This is a genomic window from Micromonospora deserti (genome assembly GCF_003236335.1).
In the GTDB taxonomy this organism is placed as follows: domain Bacteria; phylum Actinomycetota; class Actinomycetes; order Mycobacteriales; family Micromonosporaceae; genus Micromonospora; species Micromonospora deserti.
Genome location: NZ_POUB01000029.1, coordinates 1 through 18,799, shown reverse-complemented (window position 1 = coordinate 18,799; position 18,799 = coordinate 1). Strand labels below are relative to the sequence as shown.

15 protein-coding genes are annotated in these 18,799 nt (G+C 73.8%); 5 read left to right on the top strand and 10 right to left on the bottom strand.

The features are described from left to right. The first annotated feature begins 100 nt into the window (after window positions 1–100). From C1I99_RS07200 to wecB, 4 genes are read left to right on the top strand one after another with little or no spacing between them, the layout of a single operon-like run. Entirely contained in the window at window positions 101–1,114 is a 1,014-nt protein-coding gene (locus C1I99_RS07200; RefSeq protein ID WP_267897484.1) for a polysaccharide biosynthesis protein, read from the top strand. After that, a complete protein-coding gene (locus C1I99_RS07195) occupies window positions 1,108–2,238 on the top strand; it encodes a polysaccharide biosynthesis C-terminal domain-containing protein (RefSeq protein WP_111133416.1) in 1,131 nt (376 codons plus the stop codon). The genes C1I99_RS07200 and C1I99_RS07195 overlap by 7 nt, the downstream gene beginning before the upstream one ends. Further along, complete coding sequence (locus tag C1I99_RS07190) at window positions 2,235–3,473, top strand: glycosyltransferase family 4 protein (RefSeq protein ID WP_111133415.1); 1,239 nt, start codon at window positions 2,235–2,237, stop codon at window positions 3,471–3,473. The genes C1I99_RS07195 and C1I99_RS07190 overlap by 4 nt, the downstream gene beginning before the upstream one ends. Beyond that, window positions 3,470–4,594 carry a non-hydrolyzing UDP-N-acetylglucosamine 2-epimerase gene (gene wecB, locus C1I99_RS07185; protein ID WP_111133414.1) on the top strand — a complete coding sequence of 375 codons (1,125 nt, stop codon included), beginning with the start codon at window positions 3,470–3,472 and terminating at the stop codon, window positions 4,592–4,594. Before C1I99_RS07190 ends, wecB begins: the two co-directional genes overlap by 4 nt. Window positions 4,595–4,933: 339 nt before the next feature. On the opposite strand, the gene C1I99_RS07180 is transcribed toward wecB, so the two are convergent. From C1I99_RS07180 to C1I99_RS07155, 6 genes are all read right to left on the bottom strand, one after another. Further along, window positions 4,934–6,820: a nucleoside-diphosphate sugar epimerase/dehydratase gene (locus tag C1I99_RS07180; protein WP_111133413.1), complete on the bottom strand. Its 1,887-nt coding sequence runs from the start codon at window positions 6,818–6,820 to the stop codon at window positions 4,934–4,936. 148 nt (window positions 6,821–6,968) lie between these two features. Continuing rightward, window positions 6,969–7,613, bottom strand: coding sequence for an acetyltransferase (locus C1I99_RS07175; RefSeq protein WP_111133412.1), 645 nt, complete (start codon window positions 7,611–7,613; stop codon window positions 6,969–6,971). Next, window positions 7,610–8,758 (bottom strand): aminotransferase class I/II-fold pyridoxal phosphate-dependent enzyme, encoded by a 1,149-nt coding sequence (locus tag C1I99_RS07170; RefSeq protein ID WP_111133411.1) that lies wholly within the window; start codon window positions 8,756–8,758, stop codon window positions 7,610–7,612. Before C1I99_RS07170 ends, C1I99_RS07175 begins: the two co-directional genes overlap by 4 nt. Further along, window positions 8,755–9,453 (bottom strand): sugar transferase, encoded by a 699-nt coding sequence (locus C1I99_RS07165; protein ID WP_325049196.1) that lies wholly within the window; start codon window positions 9,451–9,453, stop codon window positions 8,755–8,757. The genes C1I99_RS07170 and C1I99_RS07165 overlap by 4 nt, the downstream gene beginning before the upstream one ends. Window positions 9,454–9,643: 190 nt before the next feature. Beyond that, complete coding sequence (locus C1I99_RS07160) at window positions 9,644–10,078, bottom strand: hypothetical protein (protein ID WP_111133409.1); 435 nt, start codon at window positions 10,076–10,078, stop codon at window positions 9,644–9,646. Window positions 10,079–10,325: 247 nt separating this feature from the next. After that, complete coding sequence (locus tag C1I99_RS07155; protein WP_111133408.1) at window positions 10,326–12,788, bottom strand: Tex family protein; 2,463 nt, start codon at window positions 12,786–12,788, stop codon at window positions 10,326–10,328. A 144-nt stretch (window positions 12,789–12,932) separates the two neighbouring features. Here C1I99_RS07155 and C1I99_RS07150 point away from each other — a divergent pair, with 144 nt between their 5' ends. Further along, window positions 12,933–14,444, top strand: coding sequence for a deoxyguanosinetriphosphate triphosphohydrolase family protein (locus tag C1I99_RS07150; protein WP_111133433.1), 1,512 nt, complete (start codon window positions 12,933–12,935; stop codon window positions 14,442–14,444). A 64-nt stretch (window positions 14,445–14,508) separates the two neighbouring features. Here C1I99_RS07150 and C1I99_RS07145 read toward each other — a convergent pair whose 3' ends face one another. The 4 genes from C1I99_RS07145 to C1I99_RS07130 form a co-directional block, all read right to left on the bottom strand. After that, a complete protein-coding gene (locus C1I99_RS07145) occupies window positions 14,509–15,654 on the bottom strand; it encodes an MBL fold metallo-hydrolase (protein ID WP_111133407.1) in 1,146 nt (381 codons plus the stop codon). Window positions 15,655–15,740: 86 nt separating this feature from the next. Then, entirely contained in the window at window positions 15,741–16,748 is a 1,008-nt protein-coding gene (locus tag C1I99_RS07140) for a serine hydrolase (protein WP_111133406.1), read from the bottom strand. A gap of 86 nt (window positions 16,749–16,834) precedes the next feature. Further along, a complete protein-coding gene (locus tag C1I99_RS07135) occupies window positions 16,835–17,101 on the bottom strand; it encodes a hypothetical protein (RefSeq protein WP_146603914.1) in 267 nt (88 codons plus the stop codon). Next, window positions 17,098–18,282: a zinc-dependent alcohol dehydrogenase gene (locus C1I99_RS07130; RefSeq protein WP_111133404.1), complete on the bottom strand. Its 1,185-nt coding sequence runs from the start codon at window positions 18,280–18,282 to the stop codon at window positions 17,098–17,100. The genes C1I99_RS07135 and C1I99_RS07130 overlap by 4 nt, the downstream gene beginning before the upstream one ends. Window positions 18,283–18,799: the final 517 nt, after the last annotated feature.

Here is an 18,799-nt window from a genome sequence, read left to right as displayed (position 1 = left end):
CGGCGTTCCCTTTGTCGCGTTTGTTTCGTTAGTTCGGGAGGTTGAGACTACGCCAACGGAACGGGGGCCCTGGGTGACTGCGCTACCTGCTGGATGTCGGGTGTTGATAACCGGCGGCACCGGATCCTTCGGCCAGACGATGGTGCGCCGCCTCCTCGACCGCGGCGTCGGGGAGGTCCGGGTGCTCAGCCGGGACGAGGCCAAACAGGACGCCATGCGCCGGCTGCTCGGCGACGACCGGGTCCGCTACCACGTCGGCGACGTGCGGGACTACGACTCCGTGCTGCGGGCCAGCCGAGGCATCGACTACGTCTTCCACGCGGCGGCGCTGAAGCAGGTGCCGTCCTGCGAGTTCTTCCCGCTGGAGGCGGTCCGCACCAACGTGATCGGCAGCGCCAACGTCGTCGAGGCGGCGGAGCGCAACGGAGTCGGCTCGGTGGTCGTGCTGAGCACGGACAAGGCCGTCTACCCGGTGAACGCGATGGGCATGACCAAGGCGCTGATGGAGAAGGTGGCGCAGGCGCACGCCCGGAACAGCCCGAACAGCGCCACCACCGTCTCCTGCGTCCGGTACGGCAACGTGATGTACTCGCGCGGCTCAGTGATCCCGCTCTTCATCGAGCAAATCAAGGCCGGGCGCGCGCCCACCGTGACCGACCCGGGGATGACCCGGTTCCTGATGTCGCTGGACGACTCGGTGGAGCTGGTCGAGCACGCCTTCCAGCACGCCCGGGCCGGTGACATCTTCATCCGCAAGGCCGCGGCCTGCACCATCGGGGATCTGGCCGAGGCCGTCTGCCAGTTGTTCGACGTGCCGGCCAAGCTCGACGTGATTGGCGTACGGCACGGCGAGAAGCAGGACGAGACGTTGGCCAGCCGGGAGGAACTCGCCCAGGCCGACGACTTCGGCGACTTCCTCCGGGTGCCGCTGGACGCCCGCGACCTGAACTACGCGCTCTACGTCTCGGAGGGCGAGCTCGACGCGGGGCCGACCGAGGACTTCAACTCGGCCAACGCGCCGCGGTTGGGCGTTCCCGAGATCGTCGAGCTGCTGAAGACGCTGCCGGAGGTCCGCGCGGAGCTGACCCTGCGGGATCCGGTGCTGGCATGCTGAGGCTCGCGGTCACCGGTGCCGGCGGTTTCCTCGGTTGGCACGTACGGGTGCTGCTGCGCGCCCTCGGTTGGCCCGAGCCGGTCGTCGTCACCCGCGCCGACCTGGCCGACCCGGAGCGGGTCGCCGCGAGGGTCGCCGGGGTCGACCGGGTGCTGCACCTGGCCGGGGTGAACCGGGGGGAGCCGGCGGAAATCGCCGCCGGCAACATCCGGCTCGCCGCGCAGCTCGCCGAGGGGCTGCGGCGCTGTCCGGTCCCGCCCGGGGCGCTGGTCTTCGCCAACTCGGTGCAGGCCGGCAACGGCACTCCGTACGGCGACGCGAAGGCCGCCGCCGCGCGGGTCCTCGCCGACACCGGCCTGCCGCTGGACGACGTGCTCCTGCCCAACCTCTACGGCGAGCACGGCCGGCCGCACTACAACTCCGCCGTGGCCACCTTTTGCCGGGTGCTCGCCGACGGGGGACGGCCCGAGGTGCACGTCGACCGGGAACTCGCCCTGGTGCACGTCACCGACGCGGCGGCCCGGCTGGCCGGGGTCCCCGCTGGCGGCTCCTGGGACCCGGCCATGCCGGCGCTGCGGGTCGGCGTCCGGGCACTCGCCGACCGGCTTACCGAGGTCGCCGCCGTTTACCGCACCGGGGAGATCCCGTCCCTGTCGGACCGGCACGACGTGCGGCTGTTCAACACGTATCGGTCGCACTGCTTCCCTGCGCGCTACCCCCTGGCGCTGCCGGGGCGGGCGGACGCCCGGGGTGAACTGGTCGAGACGGTTAAGGTGCACGGGGGCCCGGGCCAGACCTTCTGCTCTACTACTCGGCCGGGGATCACCCGGGGCGAACACTTCCACCTGGCGAAGGTGGAACGGTTTGTGGTGCTGCGTGGCTCGGCCGAGATCAGCCTGCGCCGGGTCGGTGACACGGAGGTGCTCCGGTTCCTGGTCTCCGGCGCCGAGCCGGTGTTGATCGACATGCCCACGATGTGGGCGCACAAGCTGGTCAACACCGGCCCGGACGAGCTGGTCACGATGTTCTGGACGAACGAGCTGTTCGACCCGGCCCGGCCGGACACCTGGCCCGAGCCGGTGGAGGGGCCGGCCCGACCGACGCCCGTGGCGGTCGCCGCGTGAAGGTCGGCCTGGTCAGTCAGTGGTATCCGCCCGAGGGCGTGTTTATCCCGGGCAACCTCGCCCACCAGCTGGCTGAGCGGGGCCACGAGGTGCGGGTGCTGACCACCTTCCCGAGCTACCCGCACGGACGGACCTACCCGGGCTGGCGGCAGCGCTGGCGGTACCGGGAGGTGGACGGGCCGGTGGCGGTCCGCCGGGTGCCCGCGTACCCGAGCCACGACACCTCGGCCGTCCGCCGGGCGCTGAGCCACCTCTCCTTCGGGGCCAGCAGCGCGCTGGCCGGCCTCGGCTGGCTCGGCCGCGTCGACGTCACCTACGTCTACCATCCTCCGCCGACCGCCATCGCCGCCGCGGCGCTGCTCCGGGCGGCCCGGCGCACCCCGATCGTGCTGCACGTGCAGGACATGTGGCCTGAGTCGGTGTTGCAGTCGGGAATGGCCCCGACCGGCCAGCGCGGCCGCGCCCTGGAACGCGGCCTGACCGCGCTGATGCGCACCACGTACCGACTGGCCGGCGCGATCGTGGTGATCTCGCCAGCGATGGCCGAGCTGGTGGTGGAGCGGGGTGCCGACCCGGCCCGGGTGCGGGTGGTGTGGAACTGGACCGACGACGCGCTGTTCCGGCCGGTGCCGGCCACCGACCAGGCCCGTGCCGTGCTGGGCCATCGGGGCCGCTGCACCGTGATGTTCGCCGGCAACCTGGGCCTGCTCCAGGGCATCGAGACGGCCATCCGGGCCGCAGCCGCCGTCGGCGACCGGATCGACCTGGTGCTGGTCGGCTCGGGCGCCGACGAGGACGCCGCGCGGCGGCTCGCCGCCGAGCTGGGTGCCGACAACGTCCGGTTCGTCGGCCGCCGGCCGCCCGAGCAGATGGCCGAGTTGTACGCGGCCGCTGACTGGCAGCTGGTCTGCCTGCGCGACCTGCCCGCCCTGCGCGGAACCATTCCGTCGAAGCTGCAGGCCGCGCTGGCCTGCGGCGCTCCGGTGATCGCCGCGGTGGGTGGCGACGCCGCCGCCCTGGTCCGCTCGACCGGCGTCGGTCTGGTCTGCCCGCCCGAGGACTGGCGCGCGCTGGCCGGGCGGTTCATCGAGGCGGCGGCCCGACCGGCCGCGGCCCGGGCGGAGCTGGGCAGGCGGGCCCGTCAGGTCTACCGGGACCGGATGTCGCTGCGGGTGGGCGTCGACCAGTTCGAGGACATTCTGGTTAAGGCGGCCGCGGAGAGAGGACGGTCATGACCCGGATCATGACGGTGGTCGGCACCCGACCCGAGATCATCCGACTGTCCCGGGTGATCGCCCGGCTCGACGACACGGTGGACCACGTGCTGGTGCACACCGGTCAGAACTGGGACAGCACCCTCTCCGACGTCTTCTTCACCGAGCTGCGGCTGCGCGAGCCGGACCGATTCCTGCGGGTCGACACCTCCTCGCTCGGCCGCGTGCTGGGCGGGGTGCTGGTCGGCATGGAAGCCGCCATCGCCGAACACCGGCCGGACGCGCTGCTGGTGCTCGGCGACACCAACAGCTGCATCGCCGCGCTGATGGCCCGACGGATGCGGGTGCCGGTCTACCACATGGAGGCCGGCAACCGCTGCTTCGACCTGAACGTCCCGGAGGAGACCAACCGCCGGCTGGTCGACCACGTGGCCGACTTCAACCTGGTCTACACCGAGCACGCCCGCCGCAACCTGCTGGCCGAAGGGCTGCACCCGCGGCGGATCCTGCACACCGGCTCGCCGATGCGGGAGGTGCTGGAGCACTACCGCCCGGAGATCGCCGCGTCGCCGGTGCTGCGCCAGCTCGAACTGACTCCCGGCCGGTACTTCGTGGTCAGCGCGCACCGCGAGGAGAACGTCGATCATCCGGCCCGGCTGCGGCGGCTGCTGGACTGTCTGGCCGCGGTCCGCGACCGCTGGGGCTACCCGGTGCTGGTCTCCACCCACCCGCGCACCCGCAAGCGCCTGGAGGCGCTGGCGCCGGACGCCACCGCCCTGGACGGGATCGCGTTCCACGAGCCGTTCGGCCTGATCGACTACGTGCACCTGGAGACCCGGGCGTACTGCACCCTGTCCGACAGCGGGACGATCAGTGAGGAGGCCGCCATCCTCGGTTTCCCCGCCGTGACGCTGCGCGAGTCGATCGAGCGTCCGGAGGCGCTGGACGCGGGCGGCATCATCATGACCGGCCTCGACCCGCAGGGCGTGGTGGAGGCGGTCGAGGTCACCGTGGACCAGGTCGCCGCGCAGGGCGTGCCCTGCCCGGCCGACTACCGGGTCCCGGACACTTCCCGCCGGGTGGTCGACTTCATCCTCTCCACCGTCCGCCGGCACCACGACTGGGCGGGCATCCGGCGCTGACCCGCACGGGGCCGTGGCCGACGACCGGAACGGCGGTCGCCGCCCCGCCTCCAAAGCCCCGGTTCCTCCCATCGCCTCCACAACCCCGGATCCTCCATCGCCGCCGCGCTGCCGCCCACCGACCGCATGCCCCTCGGTGCCCGGCACCGCCGGCCAGTCGACTTTCGTGTCGGAGGCACCGCAGCTCCGACCGCGACCTGCGGGTGAGCCTGGCCCGCGGCCGTGAGGGCACGAGGACAGCTGCACCCGGGTCGGCCACCACTCGCCTTCTCGGCGTTCGCGCACTGTGACCCGCCGCCCCGGTCAGTACCGAGGCGGCGGGTAGCGGTGTGGGTTGGGTCAGCGGGCCAGCGGCACCTGCACCGAGCCGTCGCGGACCGGGCCGGTGGGCTGGGCGCAGAGCAGGGCGAGCTGCGCGATGACCTTGTCGGGGTCGTCGTACGGGTCGAGCCCGCTGACCTCCATCGGGTCCAGGGCCGGCACCGTCACGTGCGAGACCAGCGGGTGCAGCGGGCGGCTGTCAATCTCGCCGGCGCCGAACAGGTCCTCGTGCAGCTTCTCGCCCGGGCGCAGTCCGGTGTAGACGATCGGCACGCTGCTGTCCGCCTGCGCGGCCATCTGGCGGGCCAGGTCGGCGATGCGGACCGGCTCGCCCATGTCCAGCACCAGCGCCTCCCCGTCGCGGCCGATCTCGGCGGCCTGCAACACCAGGTGCACCGCCTCCTGCACGGTCATCAGGTAGCGGGTCACCTCCGGGTGGGTGACGGTGAGCGGGCGGCCCAGCTCGATTTGCCGCTGGAACGCCGTCACCACCGAACCGCGGCTGCTCAGCACGTTGCCGAAGCGGACGCTGAGGAAGGTGCCGGGGAAGCGGGAGGCGGCGTGTGCGGTCAGCCGCTCGGTGATCCGCTTGGAGTAGCCGAGAACGCTGACCGGATCGGCCGCCTTGTCGGTGGAGATGTTGACGAACTTGGCCACGTCGCGGCAGGCGTCGAGCACGGCGAGGGTGCCCCAGACGTTCGTCTTGACCGCCTCGCCGGGGTGCCGCTGGAGCAGGGTGAGGTGCTTCAGCGCGGCGGCGTGGAAGATGACGTCCGGGCGGCGCTCGCGGATGATCCGTCGGATGGCCTCGTCGTCGCGGAGGTCGGCGAGGATCAGCTCGGGTCCGTCCAGGAGGGCCCGGCCGGCCAGCGACATCTGGAGGCTGTGCAGGGCGGACTCGTCGCGGTCGAGCATCATCAGCTCGCCCGGGTCCGCCTTCATCACCTGTCGGCAGAGTTCCGAGCCGATGGAGCCGCCCGCGCCGGTGACCAGGATCCGCCGACCGGTGAGGCTGTTGGTGCTCAACGGCAGGTCGGCGACCACCTGCCGGCGTCCGAGCAGGTCGCTGATCTGCACGTCCCGGACGTCGGTGACGGTGATCCGGTGGTCGACGAGGGCCCGGACCGGGGGCAGCACCTTGAACGCCGCCCCGGTCTGCAGGGTGGCCTCCCGGATCTGCCGGATCAGGGCGGCGTCGGCGTTGGCGACGGAGAAGATCACCGTGGTGGCGCCGGTGCGCCGCACGGCCGCCGCCACGTCGTGGCGGCCGCCGAGCACACGTATCCCGCCGATGCGCAGATCCCGCTTGTCTGGGTCGTCGTCGAGAGCGCCCACCGGCCGGTACCGCCCGCGCGGGTCGCTGAGCATGGCCCGCAGCAGCCCCTGCCCGGCGTCGCCGAGCCCGAACAGCAGAACGGGGTTCGAGGACCGAACGTCGGGCCGCATGGCGAGGTCCCGACGGTGCCGGTAGGCGAACCGGGCGGTGAGCATGAACAGCAGAGCCAGGGCGCCCCCGACCAGCGGCGCGCTCGCCGGCACTGGTCGCACGCCGGCCGGCAGCAGGCCGACGAGCAGGATGGCGGCGGTGCTGGCCGCGGTGCCGGCGACCCCCTGCACCTCCTGCAGGCTGCCCAGGGGGTGGCGCCCGGAGTAGATCCGGCGCACCGCCGCGACGGCGACGTGCACGACGGCGGCGAGGGCGCCGCAGGCGGCGGCGCGGGAGAGCTGGTCGGGCGCCAGGTCGAACTCGTAACGGAACCAGACCGCCGCGATGAACCCGCCGACCCAGGCCGTGCTGTCGGTGGCGAGGAATCCGATGGTACGGCGGCGGGCCCTGGCCCGGCGTGCCTTGGCCCAGTGGGCTCTCTCGTCCGTGCGTCGGGTGCTCTCTGTTTCCGGCGGCATCTGTGGCTCCCTGTCCGTCTCCGACCGCTTCCGCCGCAGGGCGAAAGGAGCTTTGGGCTCCTCTAGTTGATACATGCCCTGGAGTGCCTTTTTTGGGGTTTTGGCGTTGATGCCCGGATTTAAACAGCGGGTGCTGGACCGACGTCGGTCAGCGGGCGGGCACTCCCTTGACGACGACGCCGTCCGGCACGTCACGGACGACGCAGGCGCCGGCCCCGACAGTGCTGTCCCGTCCCACCCGCAGGCCCTGCAACACGGCCGCCGTCGTGCCGACGAGCACCCCTTCCGCCAGCTCGCAGTCCCCGGAGACGGCGGCGAGCGGATTGACCGACACGAAGTCGGCGAGGGTGCAGTCGTGCCCGACGGTGGCGTTCTGGTTGAGGTGCACGTGCCGGCCGACGGTGATGTTCGTGGTGGCCCGGGCCCCGGCGAACGCGACGAAGCCCGGGCCCGGCACGATGTCGGCCCCGATCGTCGCGGCGGGATGGACGACGCTCGCCGCCGGAATGCCGTACGCGTCGACGCGCCGCGCGACGGCACGCCGGACGCGCGGGTCACCGATACCGATGACGTGCTGCGTGTCCGGGGGCGCGTCCCGCAGCCAGGCGACGCCGCCGAGGTAGGGGACGTCGAGCCGCTGCACCCGCTTCAGGTTCTCCTCCGACGGCCGGTCGTCGACGAACCCGAGGAGACGCCAGCGGGGCCGGCCGGCTGCGGCGTCCATCGCCCGAGCGATCGTCAGCACCTCCCGGCCGTGGCCACCGCAGCCGACGACCACCAGGGGGATCGTCACGCCGTCGACGCTCCCGCCCGTACCGTCAGGAACTCGTCGACGGCGGAGAGTACGAGGGCGATCTGCCGTTCGTTCAGGGCACTGCCGCTGGGCAGGGTCAGGCCGTCGGCGAACAGCCGCTCCGCCACCCCGGTGACGAGGCGCTCGGCATCGGCGTACGCCGGTTGCCGGTGCATCGGCTTCCAGACCGGACGGGTCTCGATGTCCTGCCGCGCCAGGTGGGCGGCCAGGTCGGCGGCCCGCCAGCCGGACCGCTCCGGATCGACCGCGATGCTGGTGAGCCAGCAGTTGGAGTCGATGTCCTCCAGGCCGAGCAGCCGCACCCCGGGGATCGGGGCGAAGAGCTTGGCGTACCGGTCCCGCAACTGCCGGCGTCGGGCGATCATCCCGTCCAACCTGACCAGCTGGGCGCGGCCCAGCGCGGCGAGCAGGTTGCTCAGCCGGTAGTTGTAGCCCGTCTCACGGTGCTCGTAGTGCGGCGTCGGTTCCCGGGCCTGGGTCGAGAGGTGCCGGGCCCGGGCGAGCAGAGCCGTGTCGTCGGAGACGAGCATCCCGCCGCCCGAGGTAGTCATGATCTTGTTGCCGTTGAAGGAGAGGACACCCGCCTGGCCGAAGGAGCCGGCGGGCCGGCCGTGGTGGGTCGCGCCGAGGGCCTCGGCGGCGTCCTCGACCACCGGAACACCCGCCGCGGCGCAGACCGGCGCCAGCGCGGTGTAGTCGGCGCAGCTGCCGAAGAGGTCGACCGGCACGACCGCGCCGACCCGTTCCCCTCGGGCGGTCAGGCGATGGATCAGGTCGGCGACGAGCGCGACGTCGACGTTGCCGGTGTGCGGGTCGCAGTCGACGAAGACCGGCCGGGCGCCGGTGTACCGGACCGCGTTCGCGGTGGCCACGAAGGTCAGCGTCGGCACGATGACGACGTCGCCGGGGCCGACCCCCACACCCAGCAGCGCCAGGTGCAGCGCGGCGGTGCCGGAGCTGACCGCCACGGCTCCCCGGGTGCCCACCCGCGCGGCGACCTCGTGCTCGAACGCGTCGAGGTCCGGCCCGACGGGCGCGACCCAACCCGAGCGCAGGGCCGCGATCAGGTAGGACTCCTCCAGCGGCCCGACGTCCGGCGAGGAGAGATAGATGGTCCGGCTCATCGGCCACCTCCGGTGGAGATCGTCATGCTGGCGTCCGCTCGCGGTGGGGCGGCGGGGACCAGCGACGGGGTGCCGAGGAACTCCGGCGCGGTGGCGGAGCCTTCCGCGGAGATCCCCTCGCGGCGCAGCACCGTGCGGAACGTGGCGGCGAGGATCGACAGGTCCAGCCGGAGGTTGCGGTGGTCGACGTACCAGACGTCGAGGTCCAGTTTCTCCTCCCAGCTCAGGCTGTTGCGCCCGCGCACCTGGGCCAGCCCGGTGATGCCCGGCCTGACCTCGTGCCGCCGGGCCTGCCTCGGGGAGTAGCGCTCCAGGTACTCGGTGAGCAGGGGGCGCGGGCCGACCAGGCTCATGTCGCCGCGCAGCACGTTCCAGAGCGTCGGTAGCTCGTCCAGGCTGGTGGAGCGCAGGAAGCGTCCCAGGGGCGTGAGCCGGTCCCCGTCCCGCACCCGACCCCGCTGCGGATCGGGCGGGAGCATGGTGCGGAACTTGACCAGCTCGAACACCTGGCCGTGCCGTCCCGCGCGGCGTTGCCGGAACAGCACCGGCCGGCCGAGGCCGGCGGCCACCAGCGCCGCCACCATGAGGATCAGTGGTGCGGCGAGCAGCAGCAGCACCGCCGCCGCCACCAGGTCGATCGTCCGTTTGGGGCCCTCCGGCCGGGCCTGCTCCGCGAGGTCCGCCAGCGTGTTCACGGAACCAGGCAAGGTCTCGACCTCCAGCAACGAATCGGTCACAGCGCGACAAACACGTTGTAGCAGGTAAAAACCCGCCATCGCGCTGGAATCGCGACACTCGTCGCTGATCCCGACAGGTCAACCTAGGAACAGCCCGTCGGGACGTGGCCGGCCGTGAAGACGGGCGCTCCGAACCGCCCGGTCCCGGTCAGGGCCCGTCGTCGCCCGCGTCCAGCCGTCTGGCGAGCAGCGCCCGCAGCGGGATCGACTCGCCGTCCCGGCCGCCCGCGCCGATGACCAGCGGCGGCGGACTGGGCTGCGGCTCGGCCCCGAGCAGCCGGGCGCGCAGGCCGCCCGGCACGGTCAGCAGGTGGAACCGCCCGTCGACGTCGACCGCCCGGGTGCGAGCCCGATCGACATACCAGCCGCGCAGCCGGGTCCGGTAGCGGCCGCGACCGTCGTACGCGCGGGCGGTGAGCCGGTCCGGGCGCAGCCCGCGCCGGGTCGCCTCGGTGACGAACCAGGCGACCAGCTCCGCCGCCTCGGCGCGCTCGGCCGCCCGGCGGCGCTCGTCCGCCGCCGCGTGCGCCCGCACCGCCCGCCGCTGCCGCTCCCGCCACTCCAGGCCGTCGTCCTCACCCACGACCGCGACGGTACGCCCCGACTCCCGCCCCCGAAACCGTCCTCGTCGCCCGCCACGCCGCCGTCGTCGGCCAGTCCGCCGCTCCGGAGGCGCTGACCGCGCCACCCGCGAGGCGCCGGCCGGCCCGCCCCCGGATCCGCGCGGGTGCTGTGGAGCTGAGTCGTCCGCGGCATCAGGCGGATGCCTGAATCGTCTGCGACACCAGCTCCACAGCGACCCGGATGCGTCTCCCCGACCGGCGTCAAAGTCAGGCGAGGCCGGCCCGGCGCAGCGCGTCCGCCATGGCGCCGTTGGCCGGTGCCGGCGTGGCGCCGCCGCCGCGGCCCTGCCGCTGCGGCCCGCCGCGCCCACCGCCCTGGCCGCGCTCGCCGCCCTGGCCGTCCCGGCCGCCGCCCTTACCGCCCCGGGAGGCGCCCCGGTCACCACGCGGTCCGCCCTGGCCGCCGCGCTCGCGGCGTGCACCGTCCGGTCCGCCGCGCCCGGCGTCGGCCGCCGCGTCGTCCTCCAGCCGGAGGGTGAGCGAGATCCGCTTGCGGGGCACGTCAACGTCGAGCACCTTCACCCGGACGACGTCACCGGACTTGACCACCTCGCGGGGGTCCTTGACGAACGTGCGGGACATGGCCGAGACGTGCACCAGGCCGTCCTGGTGCACCCCGACGTCGACGAACGCGCCGAACGCGGCCACGTTGGTGACCACACCCTCCAGCACCATCCCCGGGGTGAGGTCGCCGATCTTCTCCACCCCCTCGACGAAGGTGGCGGTGCGGAACTCCGGTCGCGGGTCGCGCCCGGGCTTCTCCAGTTCGGCGAGGATGTCGGTGACGGTGGGCAGGCCGAACGTCTCGTCGACGAAGTCGGTCGCCCGCAGCCCGCGCAGGATGGCGGACTTCCCGATCAGCGAGCGCAGGTCCTGCCCGGTGCTGGTTAGGATCCGCCGCACCACCGGGTACGCCTCCGGGTGCACGCTGGAGGAGTCCAGCGGGTCGTCGCCGTCGGGGATGCGCAGGAAGCCGGCGCACTGCTCGAACGCCTTCGGGCCCAGCCGGGGCACCGTGCGCAACTCCGCGCGGGAGCGGAACGGGCCGTGGGCGTCCCGGTGCAGCACGATGTTCTCGGCCAGGCCGGCGCCGATGCCGGAGACCCGGGTTAGCAGCGGCGCCGAGGCGGTGTTGACGTCCACGCCGACCCCGTTGACGCAGTCCTCGACCACCGCGTCCAGCGACCGGGAGAGCTTCACCTCCGACAGGTCGTGCTGGTACTGGCCCACTCCGATCGAGCGCGGGTCGATCTTGACCAGTTCGGCGAGCGGATCTTGCAGGCGGCGGGCGATGGAGACCGCGCCGCGCAGCGAGACGTCCAGCCCGGGCAGCTCTTGGGCGGCGTACGCCGACGCGGAGTAGACCGACGCCCCGGCCTCGGAGACCACCACCTTGGTGAGGTTCAGCTGCGGGTGCCGCTTGAGCAGTTCCCCGGCCAGCTTGTCGGTCTCCCGGCTGGCGGTGCCGTTGCCGATGGCGACCAGCTCCACCCGGTGCGCCGCGGCGAGCCGGGCCAGGGTCTCGATCGAGGCGTCCCACTGCCGGCGCGGCTCGTGCGGGTAGATGGTGTCCGTGGCGACCACCTTGCCGGTGGCGTCCACCACCGCCACCTTCACCCCGGTACGCAGGCCCGGGTCGAGCCCCATCGTCGGCCGGGCGCCGGCCGGGGCGGCGAGCAGCAGGTCGCGCAGGTTGGTGGCGAACACCCGGACGGCCTCCTCCTCGGCCGCCTGCCACAGCCGCATCCGCAGGTCCGCCCCGAGGTGGATGAGGATCCGGGTACGCCACGCCCAACGCACCGTGTCGGCCAGCCACCGGTCGGCGGGCCGGCCGCGGTCGGCGACGCCGAACCGCGCGGCTATCGCCGCCTCGTACCGGCTCGGCCCGGCGTCCGCGTCGCCTGCCTCGTCCGGCTCCATGGTGAGGTCGAGCACGCCCTCCTTCTCGCCCCGGAACATCGCCAGGATCCGGTGCGAGGGCAGCTTCGGGTAGGGCTCGGAGAAGTCGAAGTAGTCGGCGAACTTCGCCCCGGCGGCCTCCTGCCCGTCACGTACCCGGGACACCAGTCGCCCCCGCGACCACATCTGCTCGCGCAGCGACCCGATCAGGTCGGCGTCCTCGGCGAACCGCTCGATCAGGATGGCCCGCGCTCCGTCCAGCGCGGCGGCCGGGTCGGCGACGCCCCTGTCCGCGTCGACGTAGCCGGCGGCCGCCTCCCGCGGGTCCCGCGTGGCATCGGCCAGCAGCGACTCGGCGAGGGGCTCCAGCCCCGCCTCGCGGGCGATCTGCGCCCGGGTCCGCCGCTTGGGCTTGTACGGCAGGTAGATGTCCTCCAGGCGGGACTTCGACTCGGCCGCCATGATCTGCGCTTCCAGGGCCTCGTCGAGCTTGCCCTGGCTGCGGATCGACTCCAGCACCGCGGCCCGCCGTTCGTCCAGCTCGCGCAGGTAGCGCAGCCGCTCCTCCAGGGTGCGCAACTGGGTGTCGTCGAGCAGGCCGGTGGCCTCCTTGCGGTAGCGGGCGATGAACGGCACGGTGGCGCCACCGTCGAGCAGCTCCACGGCCGCGCGTACCTGGCGCTCGGCCACGCCGAGCTCCTCGGCGATCCGCTGATGAACAGAGAGGGTCACGATCTCGATCCGCCTTCGGGTGTGGGTTCCGCTGTGCATTGTGCCGGCCCGCCCGGCTCGCTGTCGCCGCGCCTGGCCGGCTCGCCGTCGCCGCGCCCGCCGATGGCCGCCCCCGCCGCCGCGCCCGGCGGTACCGGCCGCGACCCGTCGCCGGCCCGCGTGCGCTGCGCTAGCGTGGCGATCATGGAACCACCTGCGGAGCCCCGGGCGCGGCGGCTCTTCGGCGGCAGCGCCCGGGCCCTCGGCGACCTCGCGGCCAGCCCGTTCCGGGCCGACCGGGACCGGATCGTCGCCTCCCCGTTCTTCGCCCGGCTGGGCGGCGTCACCCAGGTGGTCAGCCCGGGCGGGTCCGGCCTGCTGGTGCACAACCGGCTCACCCACAGCCTCAAGGTGGCGCAGGTGGCGCGGGCCATCGCCGAGCGGCTCACCGCCGACGAGGGCCACCGGGACCTGCTGGAGAAGCTCGGCGGCTGCGACCCGGACGTGGTGGAGGCGGCCGCGCTCGCGCACGACCTCGGCCACCCGCCCTTCGGGCACCTCGGGGAACGGGTGCTGGACCGGCTGGCCCGGCGCCGGCTCGGTCTCGCCGACGGCTTCGAGGGCAACGCCCAGTCGTACCGGATCGTCACCAGCACCGAGATCCGCGGTGCCGCGACCACCGGCCTGGATCTCACCGCGGCGGTCCGCGCCGCGATGCTGAAGTACCCGTGGACCCGGCTGGACCACCCCGACCCGCACCCCCGGCTGATGGACCCGCCGCCGCGCGGGGCCGCCCCGCCGCCGGACGACCCGGCCAGCGGCTCGGCGAAGTTCGGGGCGTACCGCACCGAGGTCGATGACCTGCGGCAGGCCCGGGAGCCGTTCGTCGGCCGGATTCCGGACTGGCAGCAGACCGTCGAGGCGTCGGTGATGGACACCGCCGACGACATCGCGTACGCCATCCACGACGTGGAGGACTTCTACCGGGTCGGGGTGCTCCAGCAGAGCGCCGTGGCCGCCGAGCTGATGGCCTGGCAGCGGGAGAGCGGGCACCTCCGGGCCATCACCGACGCGGCGCTGGCCGGTGCGGCCCGCCGCCCCGGCTCGGCGATCGAACGGCTGCGCCGGCAGCTGCACCGCAAGGACGGCTGGATCGCCGCCGACGACGCGTTCGCCGCCGCTGTGGAACACGTCCGCGAGGAACTGGTCGAGGGGCTGCTGGCCATGCCCTTCGACGGCTCCATCGAAGCGGAGCAGTACGTGGCCCGGTTCTCCGCCCGGTGGACCACCCGCCTGGTCGACGCGATCACCGTGGTCGAGTCACCCCCGGTGCGCTCCGGGCACGTGCTGCTGACCCCGCCGCGGTGGCACGAGGTGCAGGTGCTCAAGTTCGTCCACCACCGGTTCGTGCTGGCCCGGCCGGACCTCGCCCTGCACCAGCGCGGTCAGGCGCGGCTGCTGGGCACCCTGGTGGAGGCGCTGCTGGACTGGCTGCTCGACCCGGCGGAGGAGTCCCGGCTGCCGCGTCGCCTGCACGACCTGGTGGAACTGGCCGAGGCGGAGCTTCACCCGCGGACCCCGGACCGGATCGGCAAGGCCCGCGGGCGGGCCATCGTGGACTTCGTCGCCCAGCTCACCGACGGTCAGGCGGTGGCCATGCTCGACGCCCTCTCCGGCCGCTCCGGCGCCCTCTGGACCGACGCCTTCGTGCTCTGACCGGGCGCGCCCGCGCCGGCCGGCGCCAGCCCCTGGCCGGCCGCCCGACGCCGGGCCGCGGTGCTCAGGCCACCGCCTGCCACCAGCCGTCCACCGCCGGTGGGTCGTCCACCACCACCCGCTCGCCGGGGCGGGGCACCGCCAGCCGCACGTCCCGCGCCTTCGCCTCCGCCCAGAGCCGGTCCACCGGCTCCGACCAGTCGTGCAGGGCGAGGTTGAACGTCGCCCAGTGCACCGGGATGAACAGCCCGCCACGCAGGTCGAGGTGGGCGGCGACCGCCTCCTCGGGGAACATGTGGATGCTCGGCCAGGCCCGGTCGTACGCGCCGATCTGCATCAGCGTGACGTCGAACGGCCCGTGCGCCGCGCCGATCTCGGCGTACCCGCCGAAGTAGCCGGAGTCGCCGGTGTAGAAGACCTTCCGGTGCGCGCCGGCGACCACCCAGGAGCTCCAGAGCGTCCCGTCGCGGCGCAGCCCGCGCCCCGAGAAGTGCTGCGCGGCGGTGGCGGTGATCTCCAACCCGGCCACGCGGTGGGTCTCCGACCAGTCCAGCTCGACGATCCGCTCCGCCGGCACGCCCCACCGGTCGAGGTGGGCACCCACCCCGAGCGGCACCAGGAACGGCGCGGACTGGCCGGTCAGCAGCCCTCGCACGGTGGCCAGGTCGAGGTGGTCGTAGTGGTCGTGAGAGATAAGGATCGCGTCGACCGGCGGCAACTCGTCCAGGCGTACCGGCGGTTGGTGGATACGTCGGGGGCCGACCAGCGGGGACGGGGAGCACCGCTCGCTCCACACCGGGTCGAGCAGCACCCGCCGGCCCTCGACCTCGATCAGCGCGGAGGCGTGGCCGTACCAGATGACGTTGAGTTCGCGGTCGACGGCGGTGGCCGGGGCGTCGGCCGGGCGCAGCAGCGGCACCGGGGCGCTCGGCCGACGCTTCTGCTTGCCGAAGATCAGCTCCCGGATCAGGTTGCGGTCCGGGGCGCCGGCCATCGACCGGGTGCTCGCCGGGTTGTGGAACGTGCCGTCGCGGAACTGGGGCGAGCGGGCCGCCCGCTCGGCCCGGGCCCCGGTCAGCCGCCCGCCGAGCGACACCGGCACGTCCCGCGCCGCCCAGGCGAGCCCGGCCAGCGCGGCCAGCCCGGCGGCGCCCCGCAGCCGGCGCCCGAGTACCCGCTCGACGTCCGATCCCTCCACTGGCTGCCGCATCCTCATCCCTCCGCCGTCTCCCGCACCAACGGTAGCCACCCCGGTCCGCCGCGCCCCGGCGAACCGGGGGCGGCGGCGCACCCGGCTCAGCCGCCGTTGCTCGGCCGCCGCGGGGCCAGCCGGTGGGTCGCCCCGGCGCCGGTGAGCGCCGCCGTCTGGTCCAGCATTCGGCGACCCAGCCGGGCCCGGGCCTCGACGGCCGGATGCGTCGCGCCGTAGTTACCCGGGTCGGCCTGCCCGTCGGCGAAGAGCGCGTACGTCAGCAGGGGCGCCCCGGCCGCGTCGAAGATCACACCCGCCTCGTGCCGGGCGTCGCCGAACCAGCCCGCCTTGGTGGCGATCCGAGCCCGTTCGGCGGAGGACATGCTGCGCCGGATCCCGTCGGTGAAGGCGACGGGGGAGCGCAGCAGGTCGAGCACGAACGCCGTCGAGGCCGGCGACAGCAGCGCCCCGCCGACCAGGGCCCGCTGCAGCTCGTGGGTCTCCCGCGGCGTGCTGGTGCCGAGGTAGAACCGGTTGGGGTTGGCCACCGGTTGGACCTGCGTGTTCGGGAAGCCCTTGTCGCGCAGGATCTGGTTGAGCTCGGCCGCCGGGCAGACCAGGCCGCACAGCCGCACGGCGGTGTCGTCGGAGACGGTCAGCAGGGCGGCCAGTGCGTGGCCGAGGGTGACCGAGCTGGGATAGGCGTTGTCCAGGCTGAAGATGCCGTCCCCGCCGGGAACCACGATCGCGGCGCTCACCTCGACCCGCTGGTCGAGGGCCAGCAGCCCCCGGTCGACCTTGTCCAGCACCGCCGTGGCCACCGCGATCTTGTTGACGCTGTACGCCTCGATCCGCCGGTCGGGCTCGTCGGCCACCGCCACCGCCGGCCCGCCGGCCGGGTCCGCCACGCTGACGTACGCCTGCCAGTTGCCGCCGGCGCGGGTGGTCTCCCGCGCGTACGCGGCGGCCACCCGGCGGGCGGCCTGGCGGGGTGTGGTCGGCGCGGCGACCTCGGGGGCGGCCGAGGCGGCCGGGGCGGCGCCGAGCACCGTCCCCGCCGTGGCCACCGTGCCCAGTCCCAGCGCGCTCCTGCGGTTCACCCGGATGGTCAATCGTCGCTCCCGTCGTGGTGGGCCGGAATGATCTCCGGCCCACCACCCTAGGCGAACCGATCGACGGCGGCGATCCCGTGCGCCGGTCACCGCAGCCGTCGCCGTGTCGCGTCGCCGACCGGTGCGGGCAGCTCCCCGACGGCCGGCGCCACCTGCCCGGGTTCGGGCAGCCAGCCGCCGCGTACCAACTCGCCGGCCGGGTTGGCCGCGAACACGATCCGGTCGTGCGGGCCGGCCGCGCGGGGTTTCCGGGGAGCGGGTGGCGCGAACCAGCCGACCACCGCGCCGGGTGAAGGCTCGGGCCGCCGGGCCGATCCCGCTGGTCGCGCCGGTGATGGCACTGTCCGGCTCACGGCGCGAGCACGACCTTGACGCAGCCGTCCCGCTTCTCCTGGAACATCTCGTACGCCTGCGGTGCCTGCTCCAGCGGCATCCGGTGGGTACGCAGGTCCGCCACACCCAGCGGGTCGTCGTCGCCGGAGAGCAGCGGGATGATCTCATCGGTCCAGCGGCGCACGTGGCACTGCCCCATCCGCAGTTGGATGCCCCGGTCGAACATCTCCTTCAGCGGCAGCGGGTCGACCTCGCCGCCGTACACCCCCGAGACGGAGACGGTGCCGCCGCGCCGGACGGCCTTCAGTGCGGCGTTGAGCACGACGAGCCGGTCCACGCCGACCTTGTCGATCATGGCTTGGGCGGGCTTGTCCGGCAGCAGCCCGGCGGCGGCCTGCGCGAGCTTGCCGGCGGGTGCCCCGTGCGCCTCCATCCCGACCGCGTCGATCACCGCGTCTGGGCCGCGCCCGTCGACCAGGTCGATCAGCGCGCCCGGCACGTCGTCGAGCTCGCGGACGTCGAGCACCTCGACGCCGTGCCGGCGGGCCAGCTCCAGCCGCTCCGGCACCAGGTCCAGGCCGATCACCCGGCCGGCGCCGAGGTGCCGGCCGACGCGGGCGCAGAACTGGCCGACCGGGCCGAGCCCGAACACGGCGAGGGTGCCGCCCGGTGGGGTGTCGGCGTACCGCACCGCCTGCCAGGCGGTGGGGAGGATGTCGGAGAGGTAGAGCCACCGCTCGTCGGGGCCGGTCTCCGGGACCTTGATCGGGCCGAACTGGGCATGCGGCACCCGCAGGTACTCGGCCTGACCGCCGGGTACTGAGCCGTAGAGCGAGGTGTAGCCGAACAGCGCGGCACCCTTGCCCTCGGCGGTGACCTGGGTGGTCTCGCACTGGGCGTAGAGCTGCCGCTGGCACATCCAGCAGGAGCCGCAGGCGATGTTGAACGGCACCACCACCCGGTCGCCCGGCTTGAGCCGGGTCACCCCGGGCCCGACCTCCTCGACGATGCCCATCGGCTCGTGGCCGAGCACGTCGCCGGGTTCCAGGTACGGCCCGAGCACCTCGTACAGGTGCAGATCGGAACCGCAGATGGCGGTGGAGGTGATCCGGACGACCGCGTCGGCCGGCTCCTCGATCCGGGGATCGGGCACCTCCTCGACCCGTACGTCCCGCTTACCCTGCCAGGTCAGTGCCTTCATGCCGGATGTCCCCTCTCGGTCCCGTCCCCCGGTCTGCTACCCGCGCACGGGGACTTGAACCGGCCGGCCTCCGGCGCCGGCGGGCTGCCGGCGCCCAGTGCCCAGTGCCCCGTGTCCGGTGCCCGGCGCCCAGTGCCCCGTGTCCGGTGCCCGGTGCTAAACGCCCGATGCTCGGCGCCCGTTCCCGGTGTCCGGTGCCCGTCCCCGGCGCCGGGCTGGAAGCGGCGCCGCAGCAGCCCGTCTGCTGGCCCGGCGGGTAGGTGCCCGGGCGCTGTCGAGCTGCCCCCGTGGATGGGCGCCCCGGTGGGTGCGGTGGTGTGGTGCTGTCGAGCTGCCCTCATTCGTGGGGCGGGTGCGCGCGGCTCGTCGCCAGGTCCCGTCGCGTCCGGCGCCGGTGGTCCTATCGACGGGGCAGTTCGACAGGGCCCGGTGGTGCCACGGATGTGGCAGGTCGACCGGCGCCGGTGGTCCCATGGGCGGGGCAGCTCGACAGGAGTGGGGGAGGTCCCGTCGACCC

Bases quoted from the DNA above. Each gene is read 5' to 3' on its own strand.
- wecB (WP_111133414.1), top strand. From the start codon at position 3,470: ATGACCCGGATCATGACGGTGGTCGGCACCCGACCCGAGATCATCCGA.
- C1I99_RS07170 (WP_111133411.1), bottom strand. From the start codon at position 8,758: ATGAGCCGGACCATCTATCTCTCCTCGCCGGACGTCGGGCCGCTGGAG.
- C1I99_RS07130 (WP_111133404.1), bottom strand. From the start codon at position 18,282: ATGAAGGCACTGACCTGGCAGGGTAAGCGGGACGTACGGGTCGAGGAG.
- C1I99_RS07145 (WP_111133407.1), bottom strand. From the start codon at position 15,654: ATGCGGCAGCCAGTGGAGGGATCGGACGTCGAGCGGGTACTCGGGCGC.
- C1I99_RS07195 (WP_111133416.1), top strand. From the start codon at position 1,108: ATGCTGAGGCTCGCGGTCACCGGTGCCGGCGGTTTCCTCGGTTGGCAC.
- C1I99_RS07150 (WP_111133433.1), top strand. From the start codon at position 12,933: ATGGAACCACCTGCGGAGCCCCGGGCGCGGCGGCTCTTCGGCGGCAGC.
- C1I99_RS07155 (WP_111133408.1), bottom strand. From the start codon at position 12,788: ATGCACAGCGGAACCCACACCCGAAGGCGGATCGAGATCGTGACCCTC.
- C1I99_RS07180 (WP_111133413.1), bottom strand. From the start codon at position 6,820: ATGCCGCCGGAAACAGAGAGCACCCGACGCACGGACGAGAGAGCCCAC.